Source organism: Methylobacterium sp. 391_Methyba4 (genome assembly GCF_029691625.1).
Classification (GTDB): Bacteria; Pseudomonadota; Alphaproteobacteria; order Rhizobiales; family Beijerinckiaceae; genus Methylobacterium; species Methylobacterium fujisawaense.
Genome location: NZ_CP121475.1, coordinates 3,905,664 through 3,930,793 on the forward strand (window position 1 = coordinate 3,905,664; position 25,130 = coordinate 3,930,793).

General features: G+C 68.2%; 26 protein-coding genes and 2 pseudogenes. 12 read left to right on the top strand and 16 right to left on the bottom strand.

The window, feature by feature from the left end:
* The first annotated feature begins 42 nt into the window (after positions 1–42).
* The 4 genes from soxC (at position 43) to P9K36_RS18350 (ending at position 3,483) form a co-directional block, all read left to right on the top strand.
* On the top strand, positions 43–1,350 hold the full coding sequence (gene soxC / locus P9K36_RS18335) for a sulfite dehydrogenase (RefSeq protein ID WP_278305665.1): 1,308 nt from the start codon (positions 43–45) through the stop codon (positions 1,348–1,350).
* Positions 1,334–2,011 carry a cytochrome c gene (locus P9K36_RS18340; RefSeq protein ID WP_278305666.1) on the top strand — a complete coding sequence of 226 codons (678 nt, stop codon included), beginning with the start codon at positions 1,334–1,336 and terminating at the stop codon, positions 2,009–2,011. Before soxC ends, P9K36_RS18340 begins: the two co-directional genes overlap by 17 nt.
* On the top strand, positions 2,008–2,958 hold the full coding sequence (locus P9K36_RS18345; RefSeq protein ID WP_347568040.1) for an MBL fold metallo-hydrolase: 951 nt from the start codon (positions 2,008–2,010) through the stop codon (positions 2,956–2,958). The genes P9K36_RS18340 and P9K36_RS18345 overlap by 4 nt, the downstream gene beginning before the upstream one ends.
* A 63-nt stretch (positions 2,959–3,021) precedes the next feature.
* Positions 3,022–3,483, top strand: a complete 462-nt coding sequence (locus tag P9K36_RS18350; RefSeq protein ID WP_278305668.1) for a DsrE family protein — start codon at positions 3,022–3,024, stop codon at positions 3,481–3,483.
* Positions 3,484–3,511: 28 nt separating this feature from the next.
* Here P9K36_RS18350 and P9K36_RS18355 read toward each other — a convergent pair whose 3' ends face one another.
* From P9K36_RS18355 to P9K36_RS18370, 4 genes are read right to left on the bottom strand one after another with little or no spacing between them, the layout of a single operon-like run.
* Positions 3,512–4,075, bottom strand: coding sequence for a hypothetical protein (locus tag P9K36_RS18355; RefSeq protein WP_278305669.1), 564 nt, complete (start codon positions 4,073–4,075; stop codon positions 3,512–3,514).
* Positions 4,076–4,107: 32 nt separating this feature from the next.
* Complete coding sequence (locus P9K36_RS18360; RefSeq protein ID WP_278305671.1) at positions 4,108–4,827, bottom strand: cytochrome c biogenesis protein CcdA; 720 nt, start codon at positions 4,825–4,827, stop codon at positions 4,108–4,110.
* Positions 4,828–4,834: 7 nt separating this feature from the next.
* A complete protein-coding gene (locus P9K36_RS18365) occupies positions 4,835–5,224 on the bottom strand; it encodes a thioredoxin family protein (protein WP_278305672.1) in 390 nt (129 codons plus the stop codon).
* Positions 5,225–5,268: 44 nt separating this feature from the next.
* A complete protein-coding gene (locus P9K36_RS18370) occupies positions 5,269–6,069 on the bottom strand; it encodes a pentapeptide repeat-containing protein (RefSeq protein ID WP_278305673.1) in 801 nt (266 codons plus the stop codon).
* Between the two features lie 600 nt (positions 6,070–6,669).
* On the opposite strand from P9K36_RS18370, the pseudogene P9K36_RS18375 reads away from it, so the two are divergent.
* Positions 6,670–6,855: pseudogene (locus P9K36_RS18375) on the top strand (helix-turn-helix domain-containing protein); the annotation flags it as partial.
* A gap of 104 nt (positions 6,856–6,959) precedes the next feature.
* Here P9K36_RS18375 and P9K36_RS18380 read toward each other — a convergent pair.
* The 9 genes from P9K36_RS18380 to dsbD form a co-directional block, all read right to left on the bottom strand.
* Positions 6,960–7,361, bottom strand: coding sequence for a rhodanese-like domain-containing protein (locus P9K36_RS18380; RefSeq protein WP_278305674.1), 402 nt, complete (start codon positions 7,359–7,361; stop codon positions 6,960–6,962).
* Positions 7,358–8,269, bottom strand: coding sequence for an MBL fold metallo-hydrolase (locus P9K36_RS18385; protein WP_278305675.1), 912 nt, complete (start codon positions 8,267–8,269; stop codon positions 7,358–7,360). Before P9K36_RS18385 ends, P9K36_RS18380 begins: the two co-directional genes overlap by 4 nt.
* 20 nt (positions 8,270–8,289) lie before the next feature.
* Positions 8,290–9,099 carry a sulfite exporter TauE/SafE family protein gene (locus tag P9K36_RS18390; RefSeq protein ID WP_278305676.1) on the bottom strand — a complete coding sequence of 270 codons (810 nt, stop codon included), beginning with the start codon at positions 9,097–9,099 and terminating at the stop codon, positions 8,290–8,292.
* A complete protein-coding gene (locus P9K36_RS18395) occupies positions 9,096–9,545 on the bottom strand; it encodes a DUF6691 family protein (protein ID WP_278305677.1) in 450 nt (149 codons plus the stop codon). Before P9K36_RS18395 ends, P9K36_RS18390 begins: the two co-directional genes overlap by 4 nt.
* A gap of 3 nt (positions 9,546–9,548) precedes the next feature.
* Entirely contained in the window at positions 9,549–9,974 is a 426-nt protein-coding gene (locus tag P9K36_RS18400; RefSeq protein ID WP_278305678.1) for a YeeE/YedE family protein, read from the bottom strand.
* Positions 9,975–10,181: 207 nt separating this feature from the next.
* Complete coding sequence (locus P9K36_RS18405) at positions 10,182–10,649, bottom strand: DsrE family protein (protein WP_278305679.1); 468 nt, start codon at positions 10,647–10,649, stop codon at positions 10,182–10,184.
* On the bottom strand, positions 10,633–11,439 hold the full coding sequence (locus tag P9K36_RS18410) for a L,D-transpeptidase (RefSeq protein WP_278305680.1): 807 nt from the start codon (positions 11,437–11,439) through the stop codon (positions 10,633–10,635). The genes P9K36_RS18405 and P9K36_RS18410 overlap by 17 nt, the downstream gene beginning before the upstream one ends.
* Positions 11,439–12,056 (bottom strand): DsbA family protein, encoded by a 618-nt coding sequence (locus P9K36_RS18415; RefSeq protein WP_278305681.1) that lies wholly within the window; start codon positions 12,054–12,056, stop codon positions 11,439–11,441. Before P9K36_RS18415 ends, P9K36_RS18410 begins: the two co-directional genes overlap by 1 nt.
* A gap of 34 nt (positions 12,057–12,090) precedes the next feature.
* Entirely contained in the window at positions 12,091–13,872 is a 1,782-nt protein-coding gene (dsbD, locus tag P9K36_RS18420; protein ID WP_278305682.1) for a protein-disulfide reductase DsbD, read from the bottom strand.
* Between the two features lie 97 nt (positions 13,873–13,969).
* Here dsbD and P9K36_RS18425 point away from each other — a divergent pair, with 97 nt between their 5' ends.
* Positions 13,970–14,632 carry a response regulator gene (locus tag P9K36_RS18425; RefSeq protein ID WP_278305683.1) on the top strand — a complete coding sequence of 221 codons (663 nt, stop codon included), beginning with the start codon at positions 13,970–13,972 and terminating at the stop codon, positions 14,630–14,632.
* Positions 14,629–15,945, top strand: a complete 1,317-nt coding sequence (locus P9K36_RS18430) for an ATP-binding protein (RefSeq protein WP_278305684.1) — start codon at positions 14,629–14,631, stop codon at positions 15,943–15,945. Before P9K36_RS18425 ends, P9K36_RS18430 begins: the two co-directional genes overlap by 4 nt.
* Before the next feature lie 5 nt (positions 15,946–15,950).
* Here P9K36_RS18430 and P9K36_RS18435 read toward each other — a convergent pair whose 3' ends face one another.
* Positions 15,951–16,274 carry a metalloregulator ArsR/SmtB family transcription factor gene (locus P9K36_RS18435; RefSeq protein WP_063111186.1) on the bottom strand — a complete coding sequence of 108 codons (324 nt, stop codon included), beginning with the start codon at positions 16,272–16,274 and terminating at the stop codon, positions 15,951–15,953.
* Positions 16,275–16,871: 597 nt separating this feature from the next.
* Between P9K36_RS18435 and P9K36_RS18440 the strand changes: the two genes are divergently transcribed.
* The 3 genes and pseudogenes from P9K36_RS18440 to P9K36_RS18450 form a co-directional block, all read left to right on the top strand.
* A complete protein-coding gene (locus P9K36_RS18440; protein ID WP_278305685.1) occupies positions 16,872–18,305 on the top strand; it encodes a hypothetical protein in 1,434 nt (477 codons plus the stop codon).
* A gap of 683 nt (positions 18,306–18,988) precedes the next feature.
* Complete coding sequence (locus tag P9K36_RS18445) at positions 18,989–19,345, top strand: hypothetical protein (RefSeq protein ID WP_278305686.1); 357 nt, start codon at positions 18,989–18,991, stop codon at positions 19,343–19,345.
* A 1,131-nt stretch (positions 19,346–20,476) separates the two neighbouring features.
* Positions 20,477–20,590, top strand: a pseudogene (locus P9K36_RS18450) (short-chain dehydrogenase/reductase); the annotation flags it as partial.
* A 273-nt stretch (positions 20,591–20,863) separates the two neighbouring features.
* On the opposite strand, the gene P9K36_RS18455 reads toward P9K36_RS18450, so the two are convergent.
* Complete coding sequence (locus P9K36_RS18455; RefSeq protein ID WP_278305687.1) at positions 20,864–21,517, bottom strand: hypothetical protein; 654 nt, start codon at positions 21,515–21,517, stop codon at positions 20,864–20,866.
* A gap of 275 nt (positions 21,518–21,792) precedes the next feature.
* Complete coding sequence (locus P9K36_RS18460) at positions 21,793–22,278, bottom strand: GNAT family N-acetyltransferase (protein WP_278305688.1); 486 nt, start codon at positions 22,276–22,278, stop codon at positions 21,793–21,795.
* 328 nt (positions 22,279–22,606) lie between these two features.
* Between P9K36_RS18460 and P9K36_RS18465 the strand changes: the two genes are divergently transcribed.
* Together P9K36_RS18465 and P9K36_RS18470 are read left to right on the top strand one after the other, a co-directional pair.
* The gene (locus P9K36_RS18465; RefSeq protein ID WP_179696864.1) at positions 22,607–23,512 is read left to right on the top strand and encodes a tyrosine-type recombinase/integrase; all 906 of its coding nucleotides are present in this window, start codon (positions 22,607–22,609) and stop codon (positions 23,510–23,512) included.
* A gap of 4 nt (positions 23,513–23,516) precedes the next feature.
* Positions 23,517–24,710 (top strand): IS91 family transposase, encoded by a 1,194-nt coding sequence (locus tag P9K36_RS18470; protein WP_043388075.1) that lies wholly within the window; start codon positions 23,517–23,519, stop codon positions 24,708–24,710.
* The last annotated feature ends 420 nt before the right edge of the window (positions 24,711–25,130 follow it).

Here is a 25,130-nt window from a genome sequence, read left to right on the forward strand (position 1 = left end):
ATATTCACACATTGCCATACTTGAAACAGTTCGGAGAGACCGATGTCTGAACCGAAGCCGCGCCCCGATCCGTCCGGGCCGACCTCCCGCCGATCCTTCCTGCGCACCAGCCTCGCTCTGGGCGGAGCGGTCGGCGCCGGGGTGGGAACCGGGGCTTTCGCGGGCCGTGCGGCCGCCGCCGCGCCGGAGGCGAAGAACCTGCCGCCGAACGTGCCGGAATGGTCGCAATCCCTCGGTGACGGTGTCGTGAGCCGGCCCTATGGCCACCCCTCGAAGTTCGAGGCGGACGTGATCCGCCGCGACGTTGAATGGCTGACCGCCTCTCGCCAGAGCTCGGTGAGCTTCACGCCGCTGCACCAGCTTGAGGGGATCATCACCCCCAACGGCCTCGGCTTCGAGCGCCACCATGGCGGCATTGCCGAGATCGACCCGTCCGAGCACCGGTTGATGATCCACGGCCTCGTCGAGAAGCCGCTGATGCTGACGCTGGAGGACATCAAGCGCTTCCCCCGCGTCAACCGGATCGCCTTCCTCGAATGCGCGGCCAATTCCGGCATGGAGTGGAAGGGCGCGCAGCTCAACGGCTGCCAGTTCACCCACGGCATGATCCACTGCGTCATGTACACGGGCGTGCCGCTCAAGCGCCTGCTCGAAGAGGCGGGTCTCAAGACGAACGCCAAGTGGCTGCTGCCGGAGGGGGCCGACGCGTCGGCCATGACCCGCTCGGTGCCGATCGAGAAGGCGCTCGACGACGCCATCGTCGCCTACGCCATGAACGGCGAGGCGCTCTATCCCGAGCACGGCTATCCCCTGCGCCTCGTCCTGCCCGGCTGGCAGGGCAATATGTGGGTGAAGTGGCTGCGCCGGATCAAGGTTGGCGACGAGCCCTGGCACACCCGCGAGGAGACCTCGAAGTACACGGCCCTCATGCCGGACGGACAGGCGCGGCGCTTCACCTGGGCCATGGACGCGAAGTCCGTGATCACCAACCCGAGCCCGCAGGCGCCCATTCACGGCAAGGGCTTCACCGTGCTCTCGGGCCTCGCGTGGTCGGGACGCGGGGCGATCAATGGCGTGGACGTCTCCCTCGATGGCGGTCGCAACTGGCGCGCCGCCCGCCTCGACGGTCCGGTCCTCGATAAGGCGCTGACGCGTTTTTATTACGAGTTCGACTGGAACGGTGAGCCGCTGCTGCTCCAGTCCCGCGCCAGGGACGAGACCGGCTATGTGCAGCCGACCAAGGCGGCGCTGCGCCAGCATCGCGGCCTGAACTCGATCTACCACAACAACGGCATCCAGACCTGGCACGTGCTGCCCACCGGGGAGATCGAGAATGTCGAGGTCGCGTAACCTCATTCCGGCCGCCCTTTCGGCCATCCTCCTCGCCGCGACGCCGGTGGCGGCCGAGCGCCTGAACATCGGCCGCGCGGCAACGCCCGAGGAAATCAAGGGCTGGGACATCGACGTGCGGCCGGACGGCCAGGGGCTTCCGGTCGGCAAGGGCACGGCGGCACTCGGTGAGACCATCTTCCAGGAGCGCTGCGCCAGCTGCCACGGCGAGTTCGGCGAAGGCGCGGGCCGGTGGCCGGAACTCGCCGGCGGATCCGGGACCTTGAAGTCGGAGAACCCGGTCAAGACCATCGGGTCCTACTGGCCCTACGTCTCGACCGTCTTCGACTTCGTGCACCGGGCGATGCCGTTCGGCGCGGCCCAGACCCTGACGCCGGACGAGACCTACTCGGTCACAGCCTATCTCCTCTATCTCAACGACATTCTGAAGGATCAGGATTTCGAGGTGAACGAGAAGAACCTAGCCAGCATCCGCCTGCCGAACGAGAAGAACTTCTTCATGGACGACCGCGAGACGGCGGAGAAGAAGTTCTGGACAGCCAAGCCCTGCATGACCAACTGCCTGCCCAAAGAGGCGACCATCACGAGCCATGCGCGTATCCTCGACGTGACGCCCGACAAGGCTGCCGACTCCGCGAAGAAGGCGCCTCCGGTCCAATGACGACCGGCGCCTCTGTCCCCAAATCGCGCTGCGACAGGCGTCTCTTCATGGCGGGGCTCGCGGCGGGCCTCGCGGGGGCGTGGCCGACCGGCCGCGCGGCCGCGAACACGGCGGCAGCACTGAAGGTCGGCGGTACCTCGGTAGAGACGGCGAGCGACGGCACGCTGTCCTCCTCCCTCGCGTTCATGCTGCCCAATACGCCGCGCGAGGAGGTGGAGACTGTCTTCAAGGTCGAGGGCCAGCGCGCGGAAGCCGCCCCAATCCCGACGAACGCGAGCCTCGTGCGGATTGGTTCGGAGATCATCCTGATCGATGCTGGCTCGGGCAACTCATTTCAGCCGACGGCGGGCAAGCTCGGAGAGACATTGGAGAGCCGGAACATTTCGCGCGAGGCGATCACCCAGGTCGTGTTCACGCACGCCCATCCCGATCATCTCTGGGGCGCGATCGACGATTTCGACGACAGCGAACGGTTTCCCAATGCCCGCTACGTGGTGCCGGCGGCGGAATGGGATTTTTGGACTCGCGACGACGTCGAGAACTTGGTGCCCGACTGGCTGAAGGGTCTCTCCGTGGGCTCGCGCCGGACCCTGCGCCGTCTTGAGTCGAAGCTGGAGCGCCGTAAGCCCGGCGAGAGCATCGCTCCCGGCCTCACCTACGTCGCGACGCCGGGGCATACACCCGGCCACGCCTCCGTACTCGTCGAAGCGGGACGGGAGCAGGTACTGATCGGCGGGGATGCCCTAAGCCATGGCGTCCTGTCGTTCCGGCGTCCCGCCTGGGCGTTCGGAAGCGATCTCGACCGCGACCTCGCTTCCCGCACCCGCCTGACCCTGCTGGACCGGTTGGCGACCGAACGGATGACGCTCGTCGGCTTTCATCTCCCGGGCTCGGGCGTCGGACATGTCGAGCTTGCCGGCGACAGCTATCGATTCGTGCAGACCTGACGAGACGGTTCCAAGAGGAGCGCGCGTTTCGGATCAGGATCGTTCGACAACGGAGGGGACGAAATGATGCTGTCGCGCAGGAGCGTTTCCGGATTGGCCGCGCTGCTGGCTGGGCTCGGGGCGAGCAGGGCCACGGCGGCTCCGGCAACCGGTCCGAAGACCCACCGGGTCGCGATGCAGGTCAGTTCCCGCGAGAGCGGCGTGTTCGATCTCGCCCTCAACAATGCGGTCAACCTCGCGCGCGAATACAGCGAGCAGGCCGAAGAACTCGAAGTCGAGATCGTCGCCTATGGCCCAGGCCTGCACATGCTGCGGGCCGACACATCGCCCGTGACGGCGAGGATCCACTCCATCAGCGAGAGCGTACCGGGGATCGTCCTCTCGGCCTGCGGCAACACCATCAAGGCCATGGAGAAGGCTGAGGGGCATTCGCTGGGATTGCTGCCCCACGTCGGCATCGTTCCGGCGGGGGCGGTCCGTCTCGTGACCCTTCAGGAAGCAGGATGGAGCTACCTGCGCGTTTGACTGGGTCCGGTGGGGCGGCGAGCTCGTCTCAGCGAATGACGAGCGCCTCGATCCAACGGGCGCCTGAAACAATGTCCGCACGGGCAGCCTGATCGAACGGGGGCACGGAGGGATCCTGGGGCGGGGCCGCGATGTCGTTGAGGTCCACCGCCATCGGCCTTCCAACCAGCCCGTCCTCCGTTTTCTGAAGAGCGTAGTAGAGGCCGTTGCTCAACTTGGCTCCGTAGTCGGCCGGCGCCTTGTACAGAAAGAGCAGGGCGTGCTCCAGCCACGCATAATCGCCCGGGCGGACCGTTCCCGGATTCGCGTAGGGATAGGGTACGTAGCACTGAACCTCGGGCCCCTCGACGCATTTGAACTCGCGCATCGACAGGAAGAAGTCCTTGAACTTCGTCCGATCGAGGGCGACGGCGAAGCGAGTGGCGTCCGGCTCCGGGGTGAACGTCACGGTGCCGATTGGGATGGTGGCACCGTCGCGGGTGCGTAGCTCAAGCTGCTTCGTGCCGACCATTTCCCAAGCCTGCGCCGGCCCTGCAATCCCGAGGAGGATGGCAGCGTAGAGCAGGCAGGTTCGGAGACGGTAGGGTCGCATGGGGCAGGCTCGGGAGGCAGATACTATCAAGGTCACAGGCGGGTCGTCAGGTTGGTGAGCCAAGCCGGCGAGGCGTTGACCAAGACGGTCTCCACGGCCTTGTCGTAGCCCGTGACGATCATCAGGCTGGTGGCCACGAGGATGGCGCCCAGGGCCACCTTCAGCCCCTTGCCGAGCCCCATCATCCGGTCGCGCCAGCGTATCAGCACCTCGCGGGACAGCGTGCCGAGGAGCAGGAGCGGCAGGGCGGCACCTAGTCCGAACAGAAGCATCGTCGCCGCCACCGAACCCAGGTCTCGCCCCTGCGATGCGAGGAGGGACGCGGCCCCGAGGGTCGGCCCGACGCAAGGGCTCCAGACCGCCCCGAGCAGCAGCCCGACACCGAACTGGCCCAGAAGCCCGGTGGTCGAGAAGCCACCGAACCGGCTCTCGGTCCAGTTGCTCACCGGGCCGGTGGCGACGGCGAGACGGGTCTGGGCGGCCGGAACCATCAGGACGAGCCCGATCAGGACCAGCATGATGGCTGCCACGGTGCGGAAGACATCGACGTCGAGGCCGAGGGCGAACCCTACGGTCGCTACGAACAGCCCGATGGCTACGAAGGACAGCGCGAGGCCGGCAGCCAGGGCGGCGGGACCGAGCCTATGCTCCGATGCCGCCGCGCCCAGGACCAGCGGCAGCAAGGGTAGCACGCAGGGGGACAGCACCGAGAGGATGCCGGCCAGGAACGCGAGGCCGAACGTCGTGGCCATGGCCGACCTACAACGCCTTCTCGACGGCGCCCTCGATCCACTCGGGCTGGGTGTCGCCGACCGAGCGCCCCGTCTCCTTCTCACCCTTGAAGGTGATCAGGGTGCTCTGCGTCGTCACACCGAACCGCTTCAGCACGTCTTTGCGGCTGTCGAAATCGACGTCGAACACCTGGAGATCCTTGAACCGGGGTTGGGCTTCCAGCTTGACGAGGATCGGCTTCTGCGCCGCGCAGACGGTGCACCATGGCGCGGTGACATGGACGAGGATCGGCTTCCCCGCCTTCTGCGCCGCCTCGAACGCGTCGGGGGTGAAGACGGCCTCCGCGGCATTCGCAGCGGTACCGAACAGCAGGGGAGCGGCGGCCAGGGCGCCGAGCAGGAAGCGACGGGTGGTCATTGGCTGTCTGTCTCCTTGATGATGGGTCGAGGCGAACGGGCGGCTCAATTGGTTGCCTGGGTGACGGCGCGGTCTACGTTCACGCGCTCGGCCCAGTCCTTGGCCTCGGACTGACCCTTGAGGTCGATGAGCCGGGCACCGCTGACGTCGACGTTCTTGAAGTCCGCGCCCTTGACCGTGGCGCCGGTCAAATTGGCCCCAGACAGGTCCGAGCCCAGCAACACCACGTCGGTCAGATCGGCATCCTTGAGGTTGGCGTATTCGAGCCGCGACCGGCCGAGGTTAGCGCCCTTCAGGTTGGCGCCGGAGAGGTTCACCGACACGAACACGGCCCGCATCAGGCCCATGGACTGGTTCTTGATGTCGGCGCCGCCCCTGAGGTCGACCAGCGTGGCGCCGCTCATGTTGGCGCCCTTGAAGTCGCCAATGGGCATGGATCGGCTGAGGTCCGCGCCGCTGAGTTTGGCGTCGCGGGCGGTGATGCCGAACATTTTCGTGTCCACGAGCTTGGCGCCGGACAGGTCGGCCTTCAGCAGCCATGCCTGTTCGAGGTTCGCGCCGCTGAGGTCGGCGCCGCGCAAATTGACCTTGTTCAGGCGGGCGGTCCGCAGGTTTGCGCCCCGGAGGTTCAGCCCGGAGAGGTCGAGGCCAGACAGGGACTTGTCGTGCAGGTCGACCGGCTTGCCGTCCGCAGCCTTGATCATCGCCTCGACGTCGACGCGGCTCATCTCGGCCTTGGTCATGGCGGGCGAGGACATGTCCGCCCCGAGCAGCAGGTCCTGTTCGGCCGAGGCGGGGCCGGCGGCGAGGACGGCGAGCATGAAGCTCAGGGCGAGGCGGCGCATCGGTTCACTCCCGGCGGGCACCGCGCGGGGTGGGCGCCCTTATCGTGTTCGTTGTGATGCGATGCTATGCCGGGCCGCTGCACCCGGTCGGTGACCCAGGTCACACAAGTCCGGCGCGGCGGGAGAAAAACGCAACGCGAGCCGGACGATCAGCCCGTCGTCATGGCTGGGGGGACGACGACAGCCATGACGGATGCCCAGAAGGTCGAGCGATGGATCGACCGGTTTCCGCTCCTGCAGGCGCTCAGCCCAGCGCATCTCCAGATCGCCCGGGGAACTGTGCATCTTCCGGTACTGGACGCGGGCGCCATCGCCTACGAACTCGATGGCGAGTGCGCCAACTACCTGATGTGTCTGGATGGCCGTACGCGCATCTTCCGGATGTCTGAAGGCGGGCGCGAGGTGCTGATCTACAAAGTCGGGCCGGGCGGCACCTGCGCCCTGACCACACAGTGCCTCCTCTCCGGCGGCAACCTTCCGGCGCAAAGCATCGCCGAGGAGCGGACCGAACTGGCGGCTCTGCCGGTGAGCACGTTCCAACACCTGATGGGCGAGAGCGCCGCGTTCCGCAGCTTCGTCATGGATGACTATACGCGGTTGATGTCCGGCCTATTCACGCTGATCGACGAGGTCGCGTTTGCCCCGCTCAAGCAGCGCCTCGCGCAACGGCTTCTGGCCGAGGCGGACCCGCGTGGGGTGGCCTCGGTAACCCATCAGAAGCTCGCGGACGACATCGGCAGCGTGCGCGAGGTCGTGAGCCGCATCCTGGGGCAATGGGCCGAGGCCGGCCTGATCGAGGTCCGGCGCGGAGCGGTCGAAATCGTCGACCGCCCAAACCTGGAGGCCGCCGGTCGCAAGGGACTTGCGGCCTGTCGGCTAGCCAGTTCCGATCAAGCCGGACCGATGGTGCCGCCTGCCTTCGCCAGCGCAGGGAAACCGCCCGCGACATGGGCGACCGGCCCGAGGCCCATGTCGTTGAGCGACTTGGCGGCCAGGGCCGAGCGGTTGCCGGAGCCGCAGTAGAGCACCAGGCGTTTGCCCCCGCCGAGCTCGGCCCGGTGGGTCGGGCTCGCGGGATCGACGTGGAACTCCACGAACCCTCGGGGCACGTGGACGGCGCCGGCGATCCTGCCGGTCTTGGCCAACTCCTCGCCCTCGCGCACGTCGACGAGCACCGTGTCCGGCTGTCCCAGGCGCGCCAGCGCCTCATCGGCCGACAGGGTCTCCACCTCCCGGCTGGCCTGCGCCACCAGGTCTGTCGCGCTGATCGTGGTTATGCTTGTCTCCGTCATTCGCCCCACGCCGCGCCGTCGAGGGCGTCGAGCGGGATCTTCAGGTAGCGGCGGCCGTTCGCCTCGGGCTCGGGCAGGCGCCCGCCGCGGATGTTCACCTGCAGGGAATGCAGGATGAGCTTCGGCATCGGCAGCGCGCGGTCGCGTGCCTCGCGCATCGCCACGAACGCCTCCTCGGTCGGTGTCTCGACGAGGTGCGGGTTCTCGCTCCGCTGCCGGGCGACGGTGCTTTCCCAGGCCGCCGCCCGGCCGCCCGGGCGGTAGTCGTGACCTGTGAACAGCCGCGTGTCGTCCGGCAGGGCCATGATGCGCCGGATGCTGCGCCACAGCGCGTGCGCGTTGCCCCCGGGGAAGTCGGCCCGCGCCGAGCCGCTGTCCGGCATGAACAGGGTGTCGTGGATGAAGGCGGCGTCGCCGACCCGGTAGGCGATGGAGGCCATGGTGTGGCCCGGCGTGAACATGACCTCGACGTCGAGGTCGCCGATCCGGAAGCGCTCGCCGTCGGCGAAGAGCCGGGACCACTGCGAACCGTCCGTGCGGAACGACTCCGGCAGGTCGTACAGCCCCTTCCAGAGCCGCTGCACGTCGACGACCTTCTCGCCGATGGCGGTCGGGACGCCCGTCCGGTCGTGGAGGTAGCCGGCCGCCGAGAAGTGGTCGGCGTGCGGATGGGTGTCGAGGATCCACTCCAAGACGTAGCCCTCCAGCTCGATGTGCGCGAGCAGGGCGTCGGCGGACCGGGTCGCGGTCGCGCCGGACTTCGGGTCGAAGTCGAGCACCGGGTCGATGATGGCGCAGCGCTTCGTCCCGGGGTCCGCGACGACGTACTGGATGCTGCCGGTCGGCTCGTCGTGGAAGCCGGTCACGATGGGATGCCCGCGCAGGGCTCCGACGGTCTGGTTCGACATGGATCTCCTCCTTTCCGGGATCAGGCGTTCAGGCCGAGGAGCGGCAGGGCCCCGCGGGCGACGACGTACAGGCCGACCAGGATGACGAGGCCGGCGAAGGTGACGGTCAGGGCGCGCTTGCGCCCGGCGAGGCGCTGGCCGAGCCTCGATCCAAGGAGGCCCCCGAGCACGCCCCCCAGGATGAACAGCCCGGCGAGCGGCCAGTCGATCAGGCCGGAGGCGGCGTAGCTCGCTGCGGTCGCGGCTCCGAAGGCGCTGACCGCGACCAGGGAAGTGCCGATGGCCATGGGCAGCGGCATCGACGTCGCCAGCATCAGTCCCGGCACGATCAGGAACCCCCCGCCGATGCCGAAGAAGCCGGAGAACAGGCCGACCGCGAGGCCGATGCCGAGGAGCCAGGGCAGGAGCACCGGGGCGCTGGCCTTGGTCAGGCGCACGTCCGGGTCGCCCTCGCCGCGCCGCTTGCGCAGCATCAGGCCGCCGACCACGAGCATGACGACCCCGAACAGGGCGAGCAGGCTCTTCCCGTCGACCGCCTTGGCCGCCGCGGAGCCGACGAGAGCGCCGAAAACACCGGCGAGCGAGAACGCCGCCGCGCAGCGCCACTTCACGTTCCCGGCCCGCCATTGCGGGACGAGGTTGCCCGCCGCGCTGACCGAGACCGCCAGGGCGCTGGTCCCGATGGCCACGTGGGGCGAGGACACCCCGACCACGTAGGTCAGGAGCGGGACCGCGAGGATCGAGCCGCCCCCGCCGACGAGGCCAAGGATCACGCCCACGACCCCGCCCGAGCCGGCGGCGAGGCCGGATGTGAGGGGGCCGGGCATCATGCGTCGGCTCCCGGCACGGCCGTCGGCTTCGGGCGCGCCGCCGGCACCAGGCGGAACAGCAGCATGCCGGCGACCATCGCCGCCACGAAGGTCGCGGCCTCCGTCGGGGCAATCGTCAGGATGGTGAGGGCGGGCCCGGGGCAGAGGCCGACCAAGCCCCAACCGAGGCCGAAGATCGCGGCCCCGGCGATCAGGCGTCCGTCGAGGTCGCGCCGGGCCGGGACGTCGAGCTTTGGCGCAAGAATTGGCCGACCGCGCCACCGCGCCAAGCGGTAGCCTGCGGCCGAGACCGCGACGGCGCCCGCCATGACGAGGGCGAGGCTGGGGTCCCAGCGGCCGGTCACGTCGAGGAAGGCGAGGACCTTGGCCGGGTCGGCCATGCCCGAGACGAGGAGGCCGAGGCCGAACAGGAGGCCCACGGCGAAGGCGGAGGCGGTCTTGGCCATGGCTCAGGCTCCGACGAGATGGCGCACGACGAGGACGGTCACGACGGCGACGGCCATGAAGGTGCCGGTCGCGGCCAGCGAGCGGGGCGAGCCGCGGCCGATGCCGCAGACGCCGTGGCCGCTGGTGCACCCGGCTCCGAGGCGCGCGCCGAAGCCGACCAGCGAGCCCGCGAGGATCAGCAGCGGGAACGACGCCCCGACCGTCACTGGCGGAAGCCTGCCCCCCAGGCTGGCATAGGCGAGCGGCGCCAGGACGAGGCCTGCCACGAAGGCGGCCCGCCAGCCGGTTTCGCGCGAGGGCGGGGCTAGGAGGCCGCCGAGGATGCCGCTGATGCCGGCGATGCGTCCGTTGAGCAGCAGCAGCAACGAGGCGGACGCGCCGATCATCGCTCCGCCGACAATTGCGCTGACGGGGGTGAAGCCTTCCATCTCGATCTGTCCCGGATTGCGGTCCGGGTTAGTGCCCGGTCCGGCCGCGGGGACCGATGCCCCACGCAGCACATTAGATGTCACTTAATTAGTATCATCTAATGTAATAGCAAGCGGTAAGATGGTCCGGCGGACATGCACCACAGGGTCAGGTGCGGCGGCGCACCAGCGGGGCTTCGCGGTCGATTGCCGAAGCGGGGTTAGGCTTCAGGGATGGATGTAAGCGAACCCCATGCCCTGCAGGCGCGCCAGTTCGGCGACGCCGCTCGGCACGAGGTCGTCCTCGCCGACGCCGTACAGGGTACCGCGGTCAATCTTCCGCTCCCGCAGGGTGTTGGCGCAGACCAGGAACCGCACGCCCATCCCCTTGAGGGCGTCGATGCGGCCGGCGAGTTCCTCGTCGTTCGCGGCCGACTGGAAAAGCCCGATCCCTTCGCCGAGGCTCACCACGCGGATCTCGACATGCGCCTTGCCCACGGCCTCGACGTGGTTGCGCAGGTTAGCGAGCAGGCGCTTGAAGTAGGCTACTCCGTCCGGGCCGCCTCCACCGTTGTGGTAGACCACCTTCTGGTCGGCGTAGTAGCCGGCCGGCGCCTCCGAGCCGGCACGGACCGTCCCGATGCCCATCGTCGCGAGGACGACCGCGAGCATCAGGCTTCTAAAGACCGTCGTCATCCGCCATTCCGTCGTCCGTCAGGGGGTCGGGCGCCTCCGAGGCGCCGCGGGAAAGGTCGTCGAGGCGCGCACGGTCGAGGCTGCCGGTGGTCTCCGGCGCGGCCGGCCGCGCGGCCTGGGCGATGCCCCGCGACCCGAGCACGACGACCTTCGTGCCGGTGGGCACGCGGCGGTGCAGGTCGATGACGTCCTGGTTCAGCATGCGGATGCACCCTGAGGACACCGCCTCGCCGATGCTCCAGGGCTCGGTGGTGCCGTGGATGCGGTAAAGCGTGTCCTTGCCGTCCTTGAACAGGTAGAGCGCGCGGGCCCCGAGGGGATTGCGCGCGCCGCCCGGCATCCCACCGGCCCAGCGCCCGTTCCGCTTCGGATCACGCCGAAGCATGTCGGGGGTCGGCGTCCAGCGCGGCCATGACGCCTTGCGGGCGACCGTCGCCTCCCCGGTGAACTCGAAGCCGGCCTTGCCCACCCCGACCCCGTAGCGCATCGCCTTGCCGCCCTCCATGACGAGGTAGAGGAAGCGCCGATAGGGGTCGACCACCAGGGTGCCGGGTGGCTGCCTGGTCGGATATTCGACGACCTGGCGGACGTTGCGGGCCTTCAGGTCGCGCGGCTCGACCGCATCGACCGGGAACGGCTCGTCGGTGATGGCCGCGTAGCGACGGACGGCATCGGCCGAAAGGCGCGGCCCTGCCTCCGCGACCGGGCCGGGGGCGCCCATCGATGCCGAACAGGCCCCGAGCGCCGCGGCGAGTGCGAGAAGCACCGGGAGGCGCACAACCGGCCGCATCACGAGCGACCCTTGGCGCGCGCCTGTGCGACCGCCTGCTTGAAGCCGTCATAGTCGAGGGCGGCCGCGACCTTCAGCGGGCCGATCAGGAAGACCGGCGTACCCTGCAGACCGAGGGCGTCCGCCTGGTCGAGGTTGCGTTGGAGCAGGGCGGCGATCTCACCCTGATGGGACGTGCGGTCCGCCTCCAGGCGGGCCATATCTATGCCGGAAGCGGAAACCGCCTCCAGCATCCGCTCCTTCGGGATCTTGCGGCCGGGGATGCCCATCAGCGCGCGATGCACGTCGTCGTAGCGGCCCTGGTACTTCGCCGCGAGGGCGAGCTGGGCGCCGTAGACGGAGGCGTCGCCGAGGATCGGCCAGTCCTTGTGGACCAGGCGGATGCGACCGTCCGTTTTCACCAGCCGGAGCAGGTCGGGCTCGGCCTTCTTGCAGAAGGGGCAGTTGTAATCGAGGAAGGCGACGATGGTCAGGTCGCCCTTCGGGTTGCCCGAGACCGGCACCTCCGGGTCGTTGAGGATGGCGTTGGCGTCGATGCCTTCGGCGCGGGCGGGGCCAACGGCCAGCCGTGCGAGGGCTGCGGCGGGCAAAAGGGCGAGCAGGGTCCTGCGGTCCATGACGGTCTCCTTGGATGTGTCGAAGGGGGATGGCTCAGGCGCCGACGAGGGTGAGACGGCGTTTCAGGTCCTCGACCGTGAGCTCGCCCTCGGTGCGGGCCTCCCGGACCTCGCCGCCATCGGGGCGCATCAGGATGAGGGTCGGCGGGCCGACCACCTCGAAGCGGCGCATCAAGGCGCGGGTGTCGGCGTCGTCACGGGTGACGTCGGCCCTGATGACCGAGACGCCCTTGAGCCTCGCCCGGATGCCGGAATCCGCGAGGACCGTCCGCTCGTTCGTCTTGCAGACGGTGCACCAGTCGGCGGCGACCTCGACCAGCACCGGCTTGCCCTCGGCTCGGGCCGCCAGGAGGGCCGCCTCGAAGGCGGGGAGCGTGGAGACCGTCCGCGCCTCGGCGATGTGGCCCGGGTGCGACGGGGCGAGGCCGGCAAGGGGCCGCAGCGGGTCGTCCGCGCCCGTGGCAGCCCCGAGGAAGAGGAGGCCGCCATAGGCGACGGCCACTAAGCCCGCCGCGCGACCGGCACGTGACGGGCGACCGTTCGTAGTCATCACCGCGAGCGCCATGCCGGTACAGATGGCGAGCGCCGCCCAGAGCAGGAGGGACAACCCGTTCGGCAGCAGGCGTGTCACGAGCGATACCGCAAGCGCCAGGAACACGAGGCCGAAAGCTTGCTTCGCCCGCACCAGCCACGGGCCGGACCGGGGCAGGATGCCGGCGCCGAACGCGCCGACGAGCACCAGCGGCGCGCCCATCCCGAGGCCGAGGGCGAAGAGGGCCATCGCCCCGCGCAGGACGTCCCCCGTCTGGGCGACGTAGAGCAGCGCGGCGGCCAGGGGCGGCGTCACGCAGGGACCGACGATGAGGGCCGAGCTGAAGCCGAGGAACGCGGCGCCGGCGACCGATCCCCCCTGCGCCGCCGGGGCGCCGAAGCGGTCCCGCCACCAGCGCGGCGCCTGCAGCTCGAACAGTCCGAACATCGACAGTGCCAGCGCGACGAAGGCGGCGGCCATCAGGCCGAGGGCGAGCGGGGTCTGGAGCGCGACCTGCAGGTTGCGGCCGAGCCACGCCGCCGCGACGCCCAGGCTGGCATAGGCCGACGCCATGGCGAGGACGTAGCTTCCGGACAGCGCGAGGCCCCGTCCCGGCGTGAGGCCCTGGCCCGAGCGGACGATCATGCCCGACAGGATCGGCACCATCGGCAGCACGCAGGGGGTGAACGCCAGCAGGAGGCCGAGCCCGAACATGCCCGCCAGGACGCCGACGATGTTGCCGACGAGGAGGGCGGCCGGTCCCGCGGGGAAGACATCCTCATGGGGGCGCGCGGCGACCGTTCCGCCTGCGGGCTCTGCGGCAGGGGTGACTTCGTTGCCTTGGGAAGCTCCGACGCTCACCAGGGAGGCGAGGTCCAGCCGCTTCGTGACCGGCGGGTAGCAGATGCCCCGCTCGGCGCAGCCTTGGTAGGTCACCCGGACCTCCCGCAGGCCGGCCAGCGCTGCGCCGGGCACGATGGCCTCCACCGAGTCGTGGTAGACCTCGGTCGGCCCGAAGTTGGGGTCGTCCTTTGTCTGCGCAGGCGGCGTGCTGACGGGAAGCTCCGCGCCGGCACCGGCCTCGGCGCGGATCCTGTCCCGGTAGAGGTAGGTGCCGGGCGCGATGGTCCAGCGCAGGTGCAGCGCGAGGTGCGCGTCGCGGGTCGCGACGAGGGTGAAAGGCGTCTGCCGCGCGGGGGCGTCCTGGGACCATCCCGGCGACCAGGGCGCGGCGCCAGCCCAGACCAGGGCGGCGATGATGAGGTGGACGAGGGGTGTCGGCATGGGCGGGGTCCGGATCGGCCCGCCGCGGGTCCGAAACGCAGCTTAAGCCAGGCTTAAGCCAGGCCCGCAGGATGAGGGATGGTCAGGGGAGACACGCATGCGCATCCTCGTCGTCGAGGACGACCCCATCCTCTCGGAAGGGCTCAGGGCGGGGCTCGGCCTCGGCGGGGCGACGGTCGATTGCGTCGGGACCTGCGCCGATGCCGAGGCGGCGCTGGCCACGAGCGCGTTCTCGGCCATCGTGCTCGACCTGATGCTGCCCGACGGCTCCGGCCTCGACGTGCTGCGCGGCCTGCGCCGCCGGAGGGACCGCACGCCCGTCGTCCTGTTGACCGCCCTCGACGCGGTGGCCGACCGGATCGCCGGGCTCGACGGCGGCGCTGACGACTATCTCGGCAAGCCCTTCGACCTCGACGAACTTTCCGCCCGCATCCGCGCCGTCGTCCGCCGGGCCTCGGGGCGGGCCGCCGCGCTCCTGGAGCACGGCGGCATCCGGCTCGATCCCGGCAGCCTCGCTGTCACGGTGGACGGCGTACCGGTCGGCCTGTCCCGGCGCGAGGTCATGGTGCTGGCGGCGCTCATAGAGCGCCCGGACGTCCTCCGCTCCAAGGCCGAATTGGAGGAGCGTCTCTACGGCTGGCAGGAGGAGGTCGAGAGCAACGCCGTCGAGGTCCACGTCCACAACCTGCGCGCCAAGATCGGCAAGCATGCCATCGAGACGGTGCGCGGGCTCGGCTACCGGATGAGGGCGCCGGCATGACATCCCTGCGCGTCAGGCTCTTCGCCATCCTGCTCCTCGCGACCGGGCTGATCTGGCTCAGCGCTGTCGCCTGGATCTACCTCGGCTCCAAGCGCGAGGTTGAGCAGGTCCTCGACAATCGCCTGCAGGAAGCCGCGCGCATGGTCGGCTCACTGGTGGGCGCGGTCGGCGGGACGGCCCCCGACGGGACGCCGGCCACCTTCCCGGCGCCCACGGCCTACGAGCGGCAACTCTCCTGCCAGATCTGGTCGCTCGACGGGCGCATGGTCGCGCGGTCGAGCGGGGCCCCGGAGCGGCGGCTGACCGACGCGCCCGCCGGCTTCTCGGAGCGCGAGGTCGACGGCGAGACCTGGCGGGTGTTCACGGTAGAGGACGCCAAGAAGGGCGTGCGCGTCATGGTCGGCGACCGGCTGGGCCTGCGCGAGCGCCTCGTCACCGACCTCATCATGGGCCTCGTCACCCCCGCGCTGCTCGTCGTGCCGTTCCTCGGGATGCTGATCTGGGCGAGCCTCGGGCGGGGCCTGCGCCCCCTGCGCCGGATCGCCCGCGACCTCGCGGGCCGCGACGCCGACGACATGAGCGCCATCGACGCCGGCCGGGCCCCCGCCGAGGTCCGGCCCTTGGCCGACGCCCTGAACGGGCTGTTCCTCAAGGTCGAGGCGGCGCGCCGGCACGAGCGGGAGGTGACGGCCTTCGCGGCGCACGAGTTGCGAACGCCGCTGGCCGGGCTGAAGACCCAGGCCCAGGTCGCCATGGCCACCACCGACCCGGACGTGGCGAAGGCGGCGCTGCGCCAGATCCTGGCCGCAGTGGACCGCACCACCCGTCTCGTCCGGCAACTGCTCGACGCGGCCCGGCTCGACGCCGCCGGGGAAGCGCCGGCCTTGGCGGAGGTCGATGTGGGCGCGTTGGTGGCCGAGACCGTAGACGGGATGCGGGTGCCGCCCGGGGTGCGGACCATGATCGACCCGGGGCTGCGCGGCTACACCCTGCGGGCCGATCCCGAGAGCCTGCGCCTGGCGGTCCGCAACCTGCACGAGAACGCCGTGCAGCACATGGAAGCCGGCACGGTGGAATGGCTCGCGCGTGCCGGTGGAGAGGGTATCCTCGTGCGCGACGAGGGGCCGGGGATTCCCGCCGAGGAACTGCCCCATGTGACCACGAGGTTCTTCCGCGGGCGCCACAAGAGCGCGACCGGGAGCGGTCTCGGCCTCGCCATCGCCGAGATCGCGTCCCGCAGGAGCGGGCTGAGCCTGCGGCTGCGCAATCGGCCGGACCGCCCGGGGCTTGAGGCGGAGATCGTCCGCGCCTGACGCGATCAGCCAAGTTCCGGGCAGAAGATGTCCTTGAGCGTCGCCAGCACGCGGGCGGCGCGGGGGTCCTCAAGCCGGTAATAGAGCGTCTGACTCTCGCGACGATAGGCGACGAGCCCGTCCTCGCGGAGCTTGGCGAGATGCTGGGACAGGGCCGACTGGCTTAGCTCCACCGCCTCGGCGAGGCTCGTCACGTCCATCTCACCGCGGGCGACGAGCAGGCACAGGATCATCAGGCGCTTCTCGTTGGCGAGGAGGCGGAGCAGACGTGCCGCGTCGCCGGCCTTGTCCTGAAGGCGCAGCAGTTCGTTCGGCGTGATGGCGTCCATCGGCCCCGCTCCAGAAACGGTCGTCCCAGCTTTTTTAGCTAACCCTAATATAGCTTATGCGCTCCGTATCACCAGATCGGCACCTGCCGGTGAGAATACCCGTCCGACTAGGGTCTCGAAATGCGATGAAAGTCCTCCCCTGGGCATAGCGAAGCCCTTCCTCGTATGCTGCCGAAGAGCGGCCTTTCGAGACCATGGATTGGGCTCCTAGGGCAGCCACGAGGGGGCGTACTAACCGTGGTGCACGCATCGCATCCGTTGAAGCAAAGTTCCACACCCTGGCAGATTGCCCTATTCACAAGCATGTTTCCCTAGATGCGCTTTTGTCGCACCCGGCTGGAGGGCACCTGAGGGCTGATCTCTTTGGATCGGACGGCCTGAATGATGCCGAGGTCGCCTTTTTAAATTGAGAGGCCCTGGCGGGCCTCCCTGGTACCGTCTGGCTGGGTGATTTCCTCTCGCGCCAGGATCGAAGAAAGCGTTCTTTGTGACGCGCTAAGCGCCTCTGGATATTAGCGAAAGCGCGGCGGACGATAGGGGTTCGCCGCGTCTTCGGGTCAGAGGTGCCCCGGGGCAGCGGTCCACCGCGAGAGCCCCATGCGAGAGCAGGACCATGAATCGGCGAAGGCACGCGCCTTGAGTTTCGTCTTCCAGGTGCCGAGCGACTTCATCGCCGCCGTCGGTCTGCCCAAGGCCCACACCAAGAAGCTCGGTCGCGCCACGGAGAGCATGCTCGCCGCGCTCGCCATCGCCGCGGACTGCGACAACCGCTGGATCAGCTACTCGCGGTCACGCGACTTCTACGCCGCCGCCGGTCGCTACGAAGGCACCGACTACACTTACGCCAGCGTCCTTGGCGCGGTGGCGACCCTGACCCAAATGGGCATGATCGAGGAGCGGCGGTCCAAGCCGGGCTCACACCTGAGCCACGGGCTCCAGTCTCGCATCCGCCCGTCCGACCGCCTCATCGACCTGATCGGCCACGCGCCGGTCTCGTACCTCGGCCGGCGCTCGCCCATCGTCATGAAGGGCGAGGACGGCAAGCTACTGGACTTCCAGGACACGGCCGAGACGGAGCGCCTCGTGGCGGAGGTCGCCGAGGTCAACGCGTTCCTCGCTGGCGTGCACGTCGAGGTCTCGCCCGACGCCTCGGATTCCGACTGGCGGCACACCCGGCACCACATACACGCCCGCAAGGTCCGCGATGGCCGGGAGACCTGGACTTGCGTCCAGCCGACGCCGACGCCCGAGGTCTACAGGGTCTATGGCCGAGGCTCATGGGACATGCACGGCCGCTGGTACGGGTGGTGGCAGAACCTACCCAAGGAGCGGCGCGGTGAGCTCCTCATAAACGGTGAGTTCGTCATCGAGCCGGATTTTGCGGCGCTGCATCCCACGCTGCTCTACGCCCTCCGCGGCCACGTGCTCCAGCACGACCCCTACGCCCTGCGTGGCTACGAGCGCTCCGTCGGCAAGGCCGTCCTGAACCGGGCCATCAACGCCAAGACCATCCCCCTGGCCATCGGTTCGCTCATGGAGAAGCGGCACGTCCTGAAGTCGGACGGAAGCCCGGAGTGGGTTTACGGGTACAAGGAGACCGCGCACATCGTCGAGAAGGTCTTGGATGCGAACCCGGCCATCCGGGACGACATCGGGTCTGACGCCGGTGTGCGGCTCATGGGCATCGACGCCGGCATGATGCACCGGGTCATGAAGGCATGCTCCGTGGCAGGCATCCCGGTCCTGCCCGTGCACGACTCGGTCATCGCCCCCAACTCGAAGGAGGGGCAGGTCACCGCCATCATGTCCGAGGTCCTGTCCGTGACCGTGTCGGCACTGTCGAAGATGGGGTCAGATGAGGTGTCGATCAAAAACGTCCGATATATGGGAGGCCGGGGTCGGGTGGAGGTCTCCGTGGGGACCCTGGTGACCCCCAAGGCGGAGCCGGTGGCGCCCTCCTCCGGACCCGTGGCCTCCTCTTCCGAACCGGGGCTCTCCCCCCCCCCGAGGTCCGCTTCCATCCTGTCGTGAGGCCTCTCCCGCCCCGTCCGGGTTCTCCCCGTCCCTCTGTCGTTGCCCCTCCTGCGGAGCCGGTGGCCTTCTCTCCGGCCCCTGTAGAGCCCCCTCCGCCTCCTGCGGTCGTGCCGGTGCCGGCCTTCCTCTTGGCCCTCCGGCCGGCGCCCGAGCCTGAACCGGCCCCTTCTCCCGAACCGCCCCCCTCCCTCGCACCCTCTCGCCCCCGTCCATCCCTCGCGTTCCTCGCGCGGTCCCTACCACCCGCTGATGCCCCCTCAGACCCCGCTCCGCTGAGGCCCGTCACGTACCCTCCCAGACCCCCCCCTGTGTCCCTGGACGTCTTAGATGATGGACGCCCTGAGGACGCCCCCGAGGTGCCTGCCCTGCCAATAGAGAGGAAGGGGCTGCTCGGCAGGCTCGCAGCCCAAGCCCGGGCCATGCGCGACCCCGCCGGCGCCGCAGCCGCGGATGCGCGCATGGCGGAGCTCAAGGCACTCGCATCACGCCAGCGTGCAGCCGCCCACGCATCATAGACGTTGTCTATTGCCGCGCACCCTGGCAATATGCTGGCAGGCTCTCGCGGGCTGACGATGCACCTCATCGTGAAGGCCCTCCGTCCCACCCGGGCGGGGGGCCTTCTTCGTATGGTGCTGTGCCTTGCCGGGCTGGCTGGCATGATCTCCCCGAGGAGCCAGCCCATGTTCAACGAGACCGCCTTCGTCCTTGCCGGCCTCGTCGAGGAGATGCCGGAAGACATCCCCCTCGATGATCCCGAGCCCGATGCTGGCGCGCCTGAGACCGGTTCGGCGCGCACCGCACGCGAACGCCGGGATGCCGCCGAGCGGAAGCGGGCCGAGCGTGCCCGTAGGAAGGCGGAGGGCATCCCAGAGCCCCGGCTCGTGGACGCCGCCGTCGCGACAGCCCTATCAGACCTAACCCTTCGAGCCGGCCTTCGCGCGCGCGTGCGAGAGCTGAAGTCCTACGAAGGCATCTCCTATGGGCTCGCGGACGTCCTGGGGCAGGCGATAGAGACGTTTGTAGAGCGCCGAGTGTGAAGCATAGCGAAGCCAAGGCCCCGCTAATGGCTCGCCCCCGGCTAACTTGGAAGGCCTGAAAGGCTTCGCTCGCCTCGGCGCGTAGGTAGGCCCGTCAGCAATCGCTGTCACTGGTGCAATTTTTGTCCCAGACGGGAGCCGACAGTTGCGCATATCTAATGTCACGAACTCCTGACATAAGCTGCTGTGCAATTTTGAGCGCCGGAATGAACATGTCAGCAAACCCTGACACATCACATTGCTTGGGACGGACGAGCGTCAGACGAACGCTGAGGTCGCTGCCAGGAAATCCTGACTACTGCTGCCACGCCAACGAATTTTCGTGACCCTCGGTGTCAGAAATCGCGGACAGCACAGGCAGCGTCTGATGCTTCACGTTAGCGAAAGGGTGTGACGCCGCGTTCTTTGACCGGGTGCGCTTCTGGAGAAGCGTCAAGGGGTGGGTCGCTCGAAGATAGAGCTAGCTTAATTCCTTCCCTATAGCTCTCGGCTACTTCGCGCAGCCTCTCAATATGTTTGGAGGGCGGCGTTCCTCGAAACTGCATAGTGTTCGGATCCGTCTCCTCCCAGCGTCGAAGTTGCTTCTGGTCGACTCCAAGCTCACGGGCTGCGCGACCGTGCCAAGTAGATCCCCAAATAGCTGTAGCCAAAACGCGCATCTGAACAATGGCGGGCAAGCGCGGAGCTCGCAGCAGCGGAAGTTGATATCTGGTCGCGCGTAACGGACCAATGTACGCATGCTGATCGATGTCGTCTGCAGTCTCGTGGTCATCAGCGGCTGACCCATTCTTCAGCCATCTCAATCCCCCATCCAGTCAACCATGTCTAGTTGGCCTGGGAGGAATTCGGTCTGCACCCGTGGCTTGATGGGCTTCTTCGCCATCACCTACACCTAAAAATCTTGCTCGACGTTCTACAACAGCGGCTATGGGGCACCGAGTCGGAAAGAGGTGGACGGTTAAAAGAATTCTGCGAGGCGCGATGGCTGAGCTTCTTCGAGACAGCCTCGGAGGCCGACTTCTGTATGAAAAGGCGCTTCCGCTCTGGGTTCTGCATCTAGTCCCTCGGTATCGTCGGCACGTGTTGCTCCACTGCAATATCCTGCTGACAAGCTGGGCACAGGTGACGGAAGAGCTGACCCGGGCCTCAGACGTGGCCGAGGCGGTCTGGGGCGCGGCAACCTATCCGACTTCCCCGATGCGCCTGCCGGCCGGCGCTGATGCGGTCGCCTGGGCGGCGGCCTGACACGAATCTGCGAACGTCTGATTCTGTTTCATGTTTGAGTGGAGGCGGACTGGCAGATAAACCACCCAACTCAATTGTTCAGTAGGACATGCCGGCATGGCCGGCACTGGCCGTAAGCGGAACGGCCGGTTCGGAGATGGGCAGCCAGAAAAGCGGACAGACCCCTATCGACCCAACCCGGTCGCCCGGACCGCCTTCGTCGCTTCTCCAAAGCGGCCGTTCGTTAGCCGTCCGGCAACTTCGGCCCGAGGACGAGGACGGACGCCTTCGATTTTAGCCTGGCAGCATCGGACCACCGACGACCGTAACCTCTCCCCCATGCCGCTTGACGAGGGCAGCGACGATTTGCGCGAGCGTGTAGGCTTTTACGTCGAGCAGGATCACAGGGACCTGCAATGCATCTGGCCGCCTGCGCGATAGATAGCCCATCGTTCCCGGGCGGAACGGGTTATGCTGGGCAGGGACCGGCATCCGAAGCGTAAGATGGACGTGGTTCAGGCCGCCGATCGCATAGGAATAGACCATGCGGGCCTCGGAAACTGCAGCCCACGGGATCATCGCCCGTGCACGTCGATCCTCCAAGCCATCCGCGCGAACGATCAGGACAGGGTCTGATCGAGCAGCGTCCTTAAGACAATTCCAAGCGATAGCGGGACCGGAGATCCCTCCGACAAAGGAGGGCGGCAGGCAGCTTAGAGCAACCACCCAGGTGACCCATTCTGCTGGATACGAAGCCGCCAGCCAGATCGCTACGATGATGACGAGGATGCTGACTAGGCCAGCGGCGAAGGCGAGGAAGGCATAGAGAAGCTGCCAGCCCACACGAGTTCGAACTTCGAGGGGCAGTCCAACTGAAATAGGTGGGACTGCATAGGTCCGGGCGAACGTCGCCAATCCCGGCACCCAAACCGTCTCTGTGTCCATCATTGCATCCGGTGGCACCCGACGACGTTGCTACGGCAGATGCCTTTCGATCGGGTCACCATGCCATCCTAAGGTAGCTTCGATGCCCGCTATGGATCTGAAGTGGGAGGCAAGACAACTACCGTTTCCACGGCTTGCCGCTCCCGAGTGGACCGGCAGCGATCCACCCGAGGCGGCCGGTCCGACAGCGACCCGATACAGCCGACGGGAGCGATGTCGGCGCTTCTTCAAAGCGGACCGCTGTCGCTCGTTCGGCAACTTCGGCGCAAAGCGGAGGTTCAGATTTCTGATAGCGAAAGCGACATCAACACCTCATCGTAGTAAATATTGCCAATCTTCAACGCTCTAAGTTCGAGCCCATATTTTCGAAACCCTGCGGATTTGTAAAGATCAAGAGCGCCCTTGTTTTCAGCCCCCACACTTAAGGTGAGCTCTTCTACCGACAGGGTGGCATGCTCAATAGCCGCTCTCAGTAGTGCTGCGCCCAGACCGAACCGACGAGCTTCCGCACGGACGTACATGCCCCATATAACTGCCTTATGCTTTATTTTGGCTGCCGTAGGGCGATGTATCCCGACAATCACATCAAGGCGCGCGGCATCTTCAGTTTTTGCCCCAAACACAACACCGCTATCTAGCCTAGCCGCAAATTCCGCTTCCGATTGTCTGGCTTCATCTTCCCAGGATGCGCCGAACGCTTCTGGATGCTCATGAAGCCCTTCGAGTCGTAGTCCGCGGAAGGCGGCAGCATCGGTGCCGCTCAAGCGAACAATCTTCGAGGAAAGGGCTCGCGCTTCGGTGCTCATAGAGGAAGCTTAACGGCCAAGGGGCGGCGCGGCTACGGGTCCAGAGAGGACCAGCGTCTACGTCCGCTGTGATGCTCTGGCCGTCCAGAAGCGGACGGTCTTAAAACCACCCATCTGAGACGCGCGGAGGGTCTCCGGATCCGGCAGGAGATGGCCGTAGAACGAACCCGCTGCGCGGGAGGGTGCGTGTGGTGAGGGCGCGGTAGGGTCGGGACCGTCGCGCATCGTTTGAGGCCCGTCGGAGGCGGGTCGAGCATCGAGGCTCCTTCATCCGAGGAGCCCCACGATGCACGATCTTCTCCCCGCCAGCGCGGTCAGCCCCCTGCGCCAGCGCCTGATCGACGACATGAGCCTGCGCCGGTTCTCGCACGAGACCCAGCGCAACTACATCCGCGACGTCGGCCGCCTCGCCACCTTCCTCGGGCGCCGGCCCGACACGGCCACCGCGCAGGACCTGCGCCGCTTCCAGGTCGAGCAGCGCGAGGCCGGCGTGCCGGTGCCGACCCTCAACGCCATCGTCTCGGCATTGCGCTTCTTCTTCACCCACACCCTCGACCGGCCCGACCTCGCGCGCCAGCTCGTCCGGCTCGCCTATCCGCGCACGCTGCCGGTGGTGCTCAGCCGCGACGAGGTCACCCGGCTGCTCGACGCCACCACCTGCCTCAAGCATCAGGCTGCTCTGTCGGTGGCCTATGGCGCCGGCCTGCGCGTGGCCGAGGTCGCAGCGCTCAAAGTCATCGACATCGACAGCGCGCGCATGCTCATCCGGGTCGAGCGCGGCAAGGGCGGACGATACCGCAACGCGCTGCTCCCGGCGGACCTGCTCACCCTGCTGCGCCAGTGGTGGAAGGTCGGACGCCAGCAGGGCGTCATGCAGCGTGACGGCTGGCTGTTCCCGGGCCAGCATCCGATGAAGCCGATCAGCACCCGCCACCTCCACCGCATCGTGGTCGAGGCGGCCCGGGCGGCCGATATCGCCAAGCGGGTCGGCCCGCACACCCTGCGCCACAGCTTCGCCACCCACCTCTTGGAGGACGGCATCGACATCCGGGTGATCCAGGTCTTGCTCGGGCACGCCAAGCTGGAGAACACGGCGTTCTACACCAAGGTCGCCACCCGCACGGTACGCACCGTGACCAGTCCGCTGGACAAGCTGGGTCTGTTCAAGACGGGAGAGATCGCGCCCGGCTGAGACGGTGCGCGCCGCGATCGAGGTCGCCGACGTCTTCCGCGCTGCTGGGCCGGCCTACCGGGCGGCCCAGGCCGGCCACCTGAGCCTGCGGCAGCTCAAGGTCATGGCGGCGATCGAGCACTGCCGCACCGCCGCGCTCGGCGGCCACGTCGAGGGCTGCGGCGACTGCGGCCACCGGCGGATCGCCTACAACTCCTGCCGCAACCGGCACTGCCCCAAATGCCAAGGGGCGGCGGCCCGCACATGGCTGGCCGAGCGCGAGGCCGACCTGCTGCCGGTGGGCTACTTCCACGTCGTGTTCACCCTGCCGACGCAGGTCGCCGACATCGCCCTCCAGAACAAGGCCGCCGTCTACGACCTGCTGTTCCGCGCGGCGTCGGAGACGATGCTGACCATCGCTGCCGATCCCAGGCACCTCGGCGCCCGCATCGGCCTGACCGCCGTGCTGCACACCTGGGGCTCGGCGCTGACGCATCATCCCCACGTCCACATGATCGTGCCCGGCGGCGGCCTCTCGCCTGATGGTGCACGGTGGGTGTCGTCGCGGCCGGCCTTCCTCCTGCCGGTGCGGGTGCTGGGCAAGCTGTTCCGCCGCCTGTTCCTGGTCGGGCTGAGCGCGCTGCACGCGGCCGGACGGCTCGTCTTCTTTGGCGGCCTAGCGCCCCTGGCCGAGCGCCGCGCCTTCCTGCGCCATCTGTCCCCGGCCCGGACGAAGCGCTGGGTCGTCTACGCCAAAGCCCCGTTCGCCGGTCCCGCGGCGGTGCTGGCCTACCTGTCGCGCTACACCCACCGTGTGGCGATCTCGAACAGCCGGCTGATGAGCTTCGATGAGGCCGGCGTCACCTTCCGCATCAAGGACTACCGTCGCGACGGGCCTGAGCGCTACGGCACCCTGACGCTGGGCCCGCACGAGTTTATCCGGCGCTTCCTGCTGCACGTCCTACCCAAGGGCTTCCACCGCATCCGCCACTACGGTCTGCTCGCCAGCGCCGGCCGCCGGGCCAACCTCACCCGTATCCGAGCGCTGCTCGCCGTCCCGCCGCCGGTCATCCCGCCCGAGCCCACGGCGCCGCCCGACTGGCGCTCACCCTGCCGGTGCTGCGGCGGCCGCATGACGGTCGTCGAGACCTTCGGCCGCTTCCTGCAACCGCGCGGTCCGCCGACCGCGTCCGCCCTGACCGGGATGAGAGCACCGTGACCCGGCACGTCGTCAGCCACCATCATGCCGCCGGCCTTCGAGCCGCGGCCGGAGGAGCGTTGCGCCCCGACCGCCTCGACCCGCACTTCCGGCCGCCCGATCCAGACCGAGACCCGCCGGCCATCGCTCCGACCACCCCGTGCTGGCCGTCGGCCTGTCCCGGCGGATCACCCCGCCATCTCCGCCGAGCCCCTCGCCGGCCATCGCGCTCGCCCGCGCCATCAGGCCGGATCGCTCAATCCCCATAGCCGACTGCCTCGGTCCCCGCGGGTTCGTTCCTCGGAGACTTTCGTACGCCTGCCGGCGCCCGAAACTCTTCACGAAAGCCGCCGGTCTGCTTCGAAGCACATACGCCTCAAAAGCAGACGGCCTCCTATTGACCCAACCCGGTCGAAAAGTGGGATTTGCTTCGGCCTCGAA

Coding starts and splice junctions, on each gene's coding strand:
- P9K36_RS18430 (WP_278305684.1), top strand. CDS start 14,629: ATGACATCCCTGCGCGTCAGGCTCTTCGCCATCCTGCTCCTCGCGACC.
- P9K36_RS18465 (WP_179696864.1), top strand. CDS start 22,607: ATGCACGATCTTCTCCCCGCCAGCGCGGTCAGCCCCCTGCGCCAGCGC.
- P9K36_RS18410 (WP_278305680.1), bottom strand. CDS start 11,439: ATGCGGCCGGTTGTGCGCCTCCCGGTGCTTCTCGCACTCGCCGCGGCG.
- P9K36_RS18440 (WP_278305685.1), top strand. CDS start 16,872: ATGCGAGAGCAGGACCATGAATCGGCGAAGGCACGCGCCTTGAGTTTC.
- P9K36_RS18445 (WP_278305686.1), top strand. CDS start 18,989: ATGTTCAACGAGACCGCCTTCGTCCTTGCCGGCCTCGTCGAGGAGATG.
- P9K36_RS18455 (WP_278305687.1), bottom strand. CDS start 21,517: ATGATGGACACAGAGACGGTTTGGGTGCCGGGATTGGCGACGTTCGCC.
- P9K36_RS18355 (WP_278305669.1), bottom strand. CDS start 4,075: ATGCGACCCTACCGTCTCCGAACCTGCCTGCTCTACGCTGCCATCCTC.
- P9K36_RS18365 (WP_278305672.1), bottom strand. CDS start 5,224: ATGACCACCCGTCGCTTCCTGCTCGGCGCCCTGGCCGCCGCTCCCCTG.
- P9K36_RS18415 (WP_278305681.1), bottom strand. CDS start 12,056: ATGGACCGCAGGACCCTGCTCGCCCTTTTGCCCGCCGCAGCCCTCGCA.
- P9K36_RS18380 (WP_278305674.1), bottom strand. CDS start 7,361: ATGACGGAGACAAGCATAACCACGATCAGCGCGACAGACCTGGTGGCG.
- P9K36_RS18400 (WP_278305678.1), bottom strand. CDS start 9,974: ATGGAAGGCTTCACCCCCGTCAGCGCAATTGTCGGCGGAGCGATGATC.
- P9K36_RS18360 (WP_278305671.1), bottom strand. CDS start 4,827: ATGGCCACGACGTTCGGCCTCGCGTTCCTGGCCGGCATCCTCTCGGTG.
- P9K36_RS18435 (WP_063111186.1), bottom strand. CDS start 16,274: ATGGACGCCATCACGCCGAACGAACTGCTGCGCCTTCAGGACAAGGCC.
- soxC (WP_278305665.1), top strand. CDS start 43: ATGTCTGAACCGAAGCCGCGCCCCGATCCGTCCGGGCCGACCTCCCGC.
- dsbD (WP_278305682.1), bottom strand. CDS start 13,872: ATGCCGACACCCCTCGTCCACCTCATCATCGCCGCCCTGGTCTGGGCT.
- P9K36_RS18350 (WP_278305668.1), top strand. CDS start 3,022: ATGATGCTGTCGCGCAGGAGCGTTTCCGGATTGGCCGCGCTGCTGGCT.
- P9K36_RS18345 (WP_347568040.1), top strand. CDS start 2,008: ATGACGACCGGCGCCTCTGTCCCCAAATCGCGCTGCGACAGGCGTCTC.
- P9K36_RS18395 (WP_278305677.1), bottom strand. CDS start 9,545: ATGGCCAAGACCGCCTCCGCCTTCGCCGTGGGCCTCCTGTTCGGCCTC.
- P9K36_RS18425 (WP_278305683.1), top strand. CDS start 13,970: ATGCGCATCCTCGTCGTCGAGGACGACCCCATCCTCTCGGAAGGGCTC.
- P9K36_RS18390 (WP_278305676.1), bottom strand. CDS start 9,099: ATGATGCCCGGCCCCCTCACATCCGGCCTCGCCGCCGGCTCGGGCGGG.
- P9K36_RS18405 (WP_278305679.1), bottom strand. CDS start 10,649: ATGACGACGGTCTTTAGAAGCCTGATGCTCGCGGTCGTCCTCGCGACG.
- P9K36_RS18385 (WP_278305675.1), bottom strand. CDS start 8,269: ATGTCGAACCAGACCGTCGGAGCCCTGCGCGGGCATCCCATCGTGACC.
- P9K36_RS18370 (WP_278305673.1), bottom strand. CDS start 6,069: ATGCGCCGCCTCGCCCTGAGCTTCATGCTCGCCGTCCTCGCCGCCGGC.
- P9K36_RS18340 (WP_278305666.1), top strand. CDS start 1,334: ATGTCGAGGTCGCGTAACCTCATTCCGGCCGCCCTTTCGGCCATCCTC.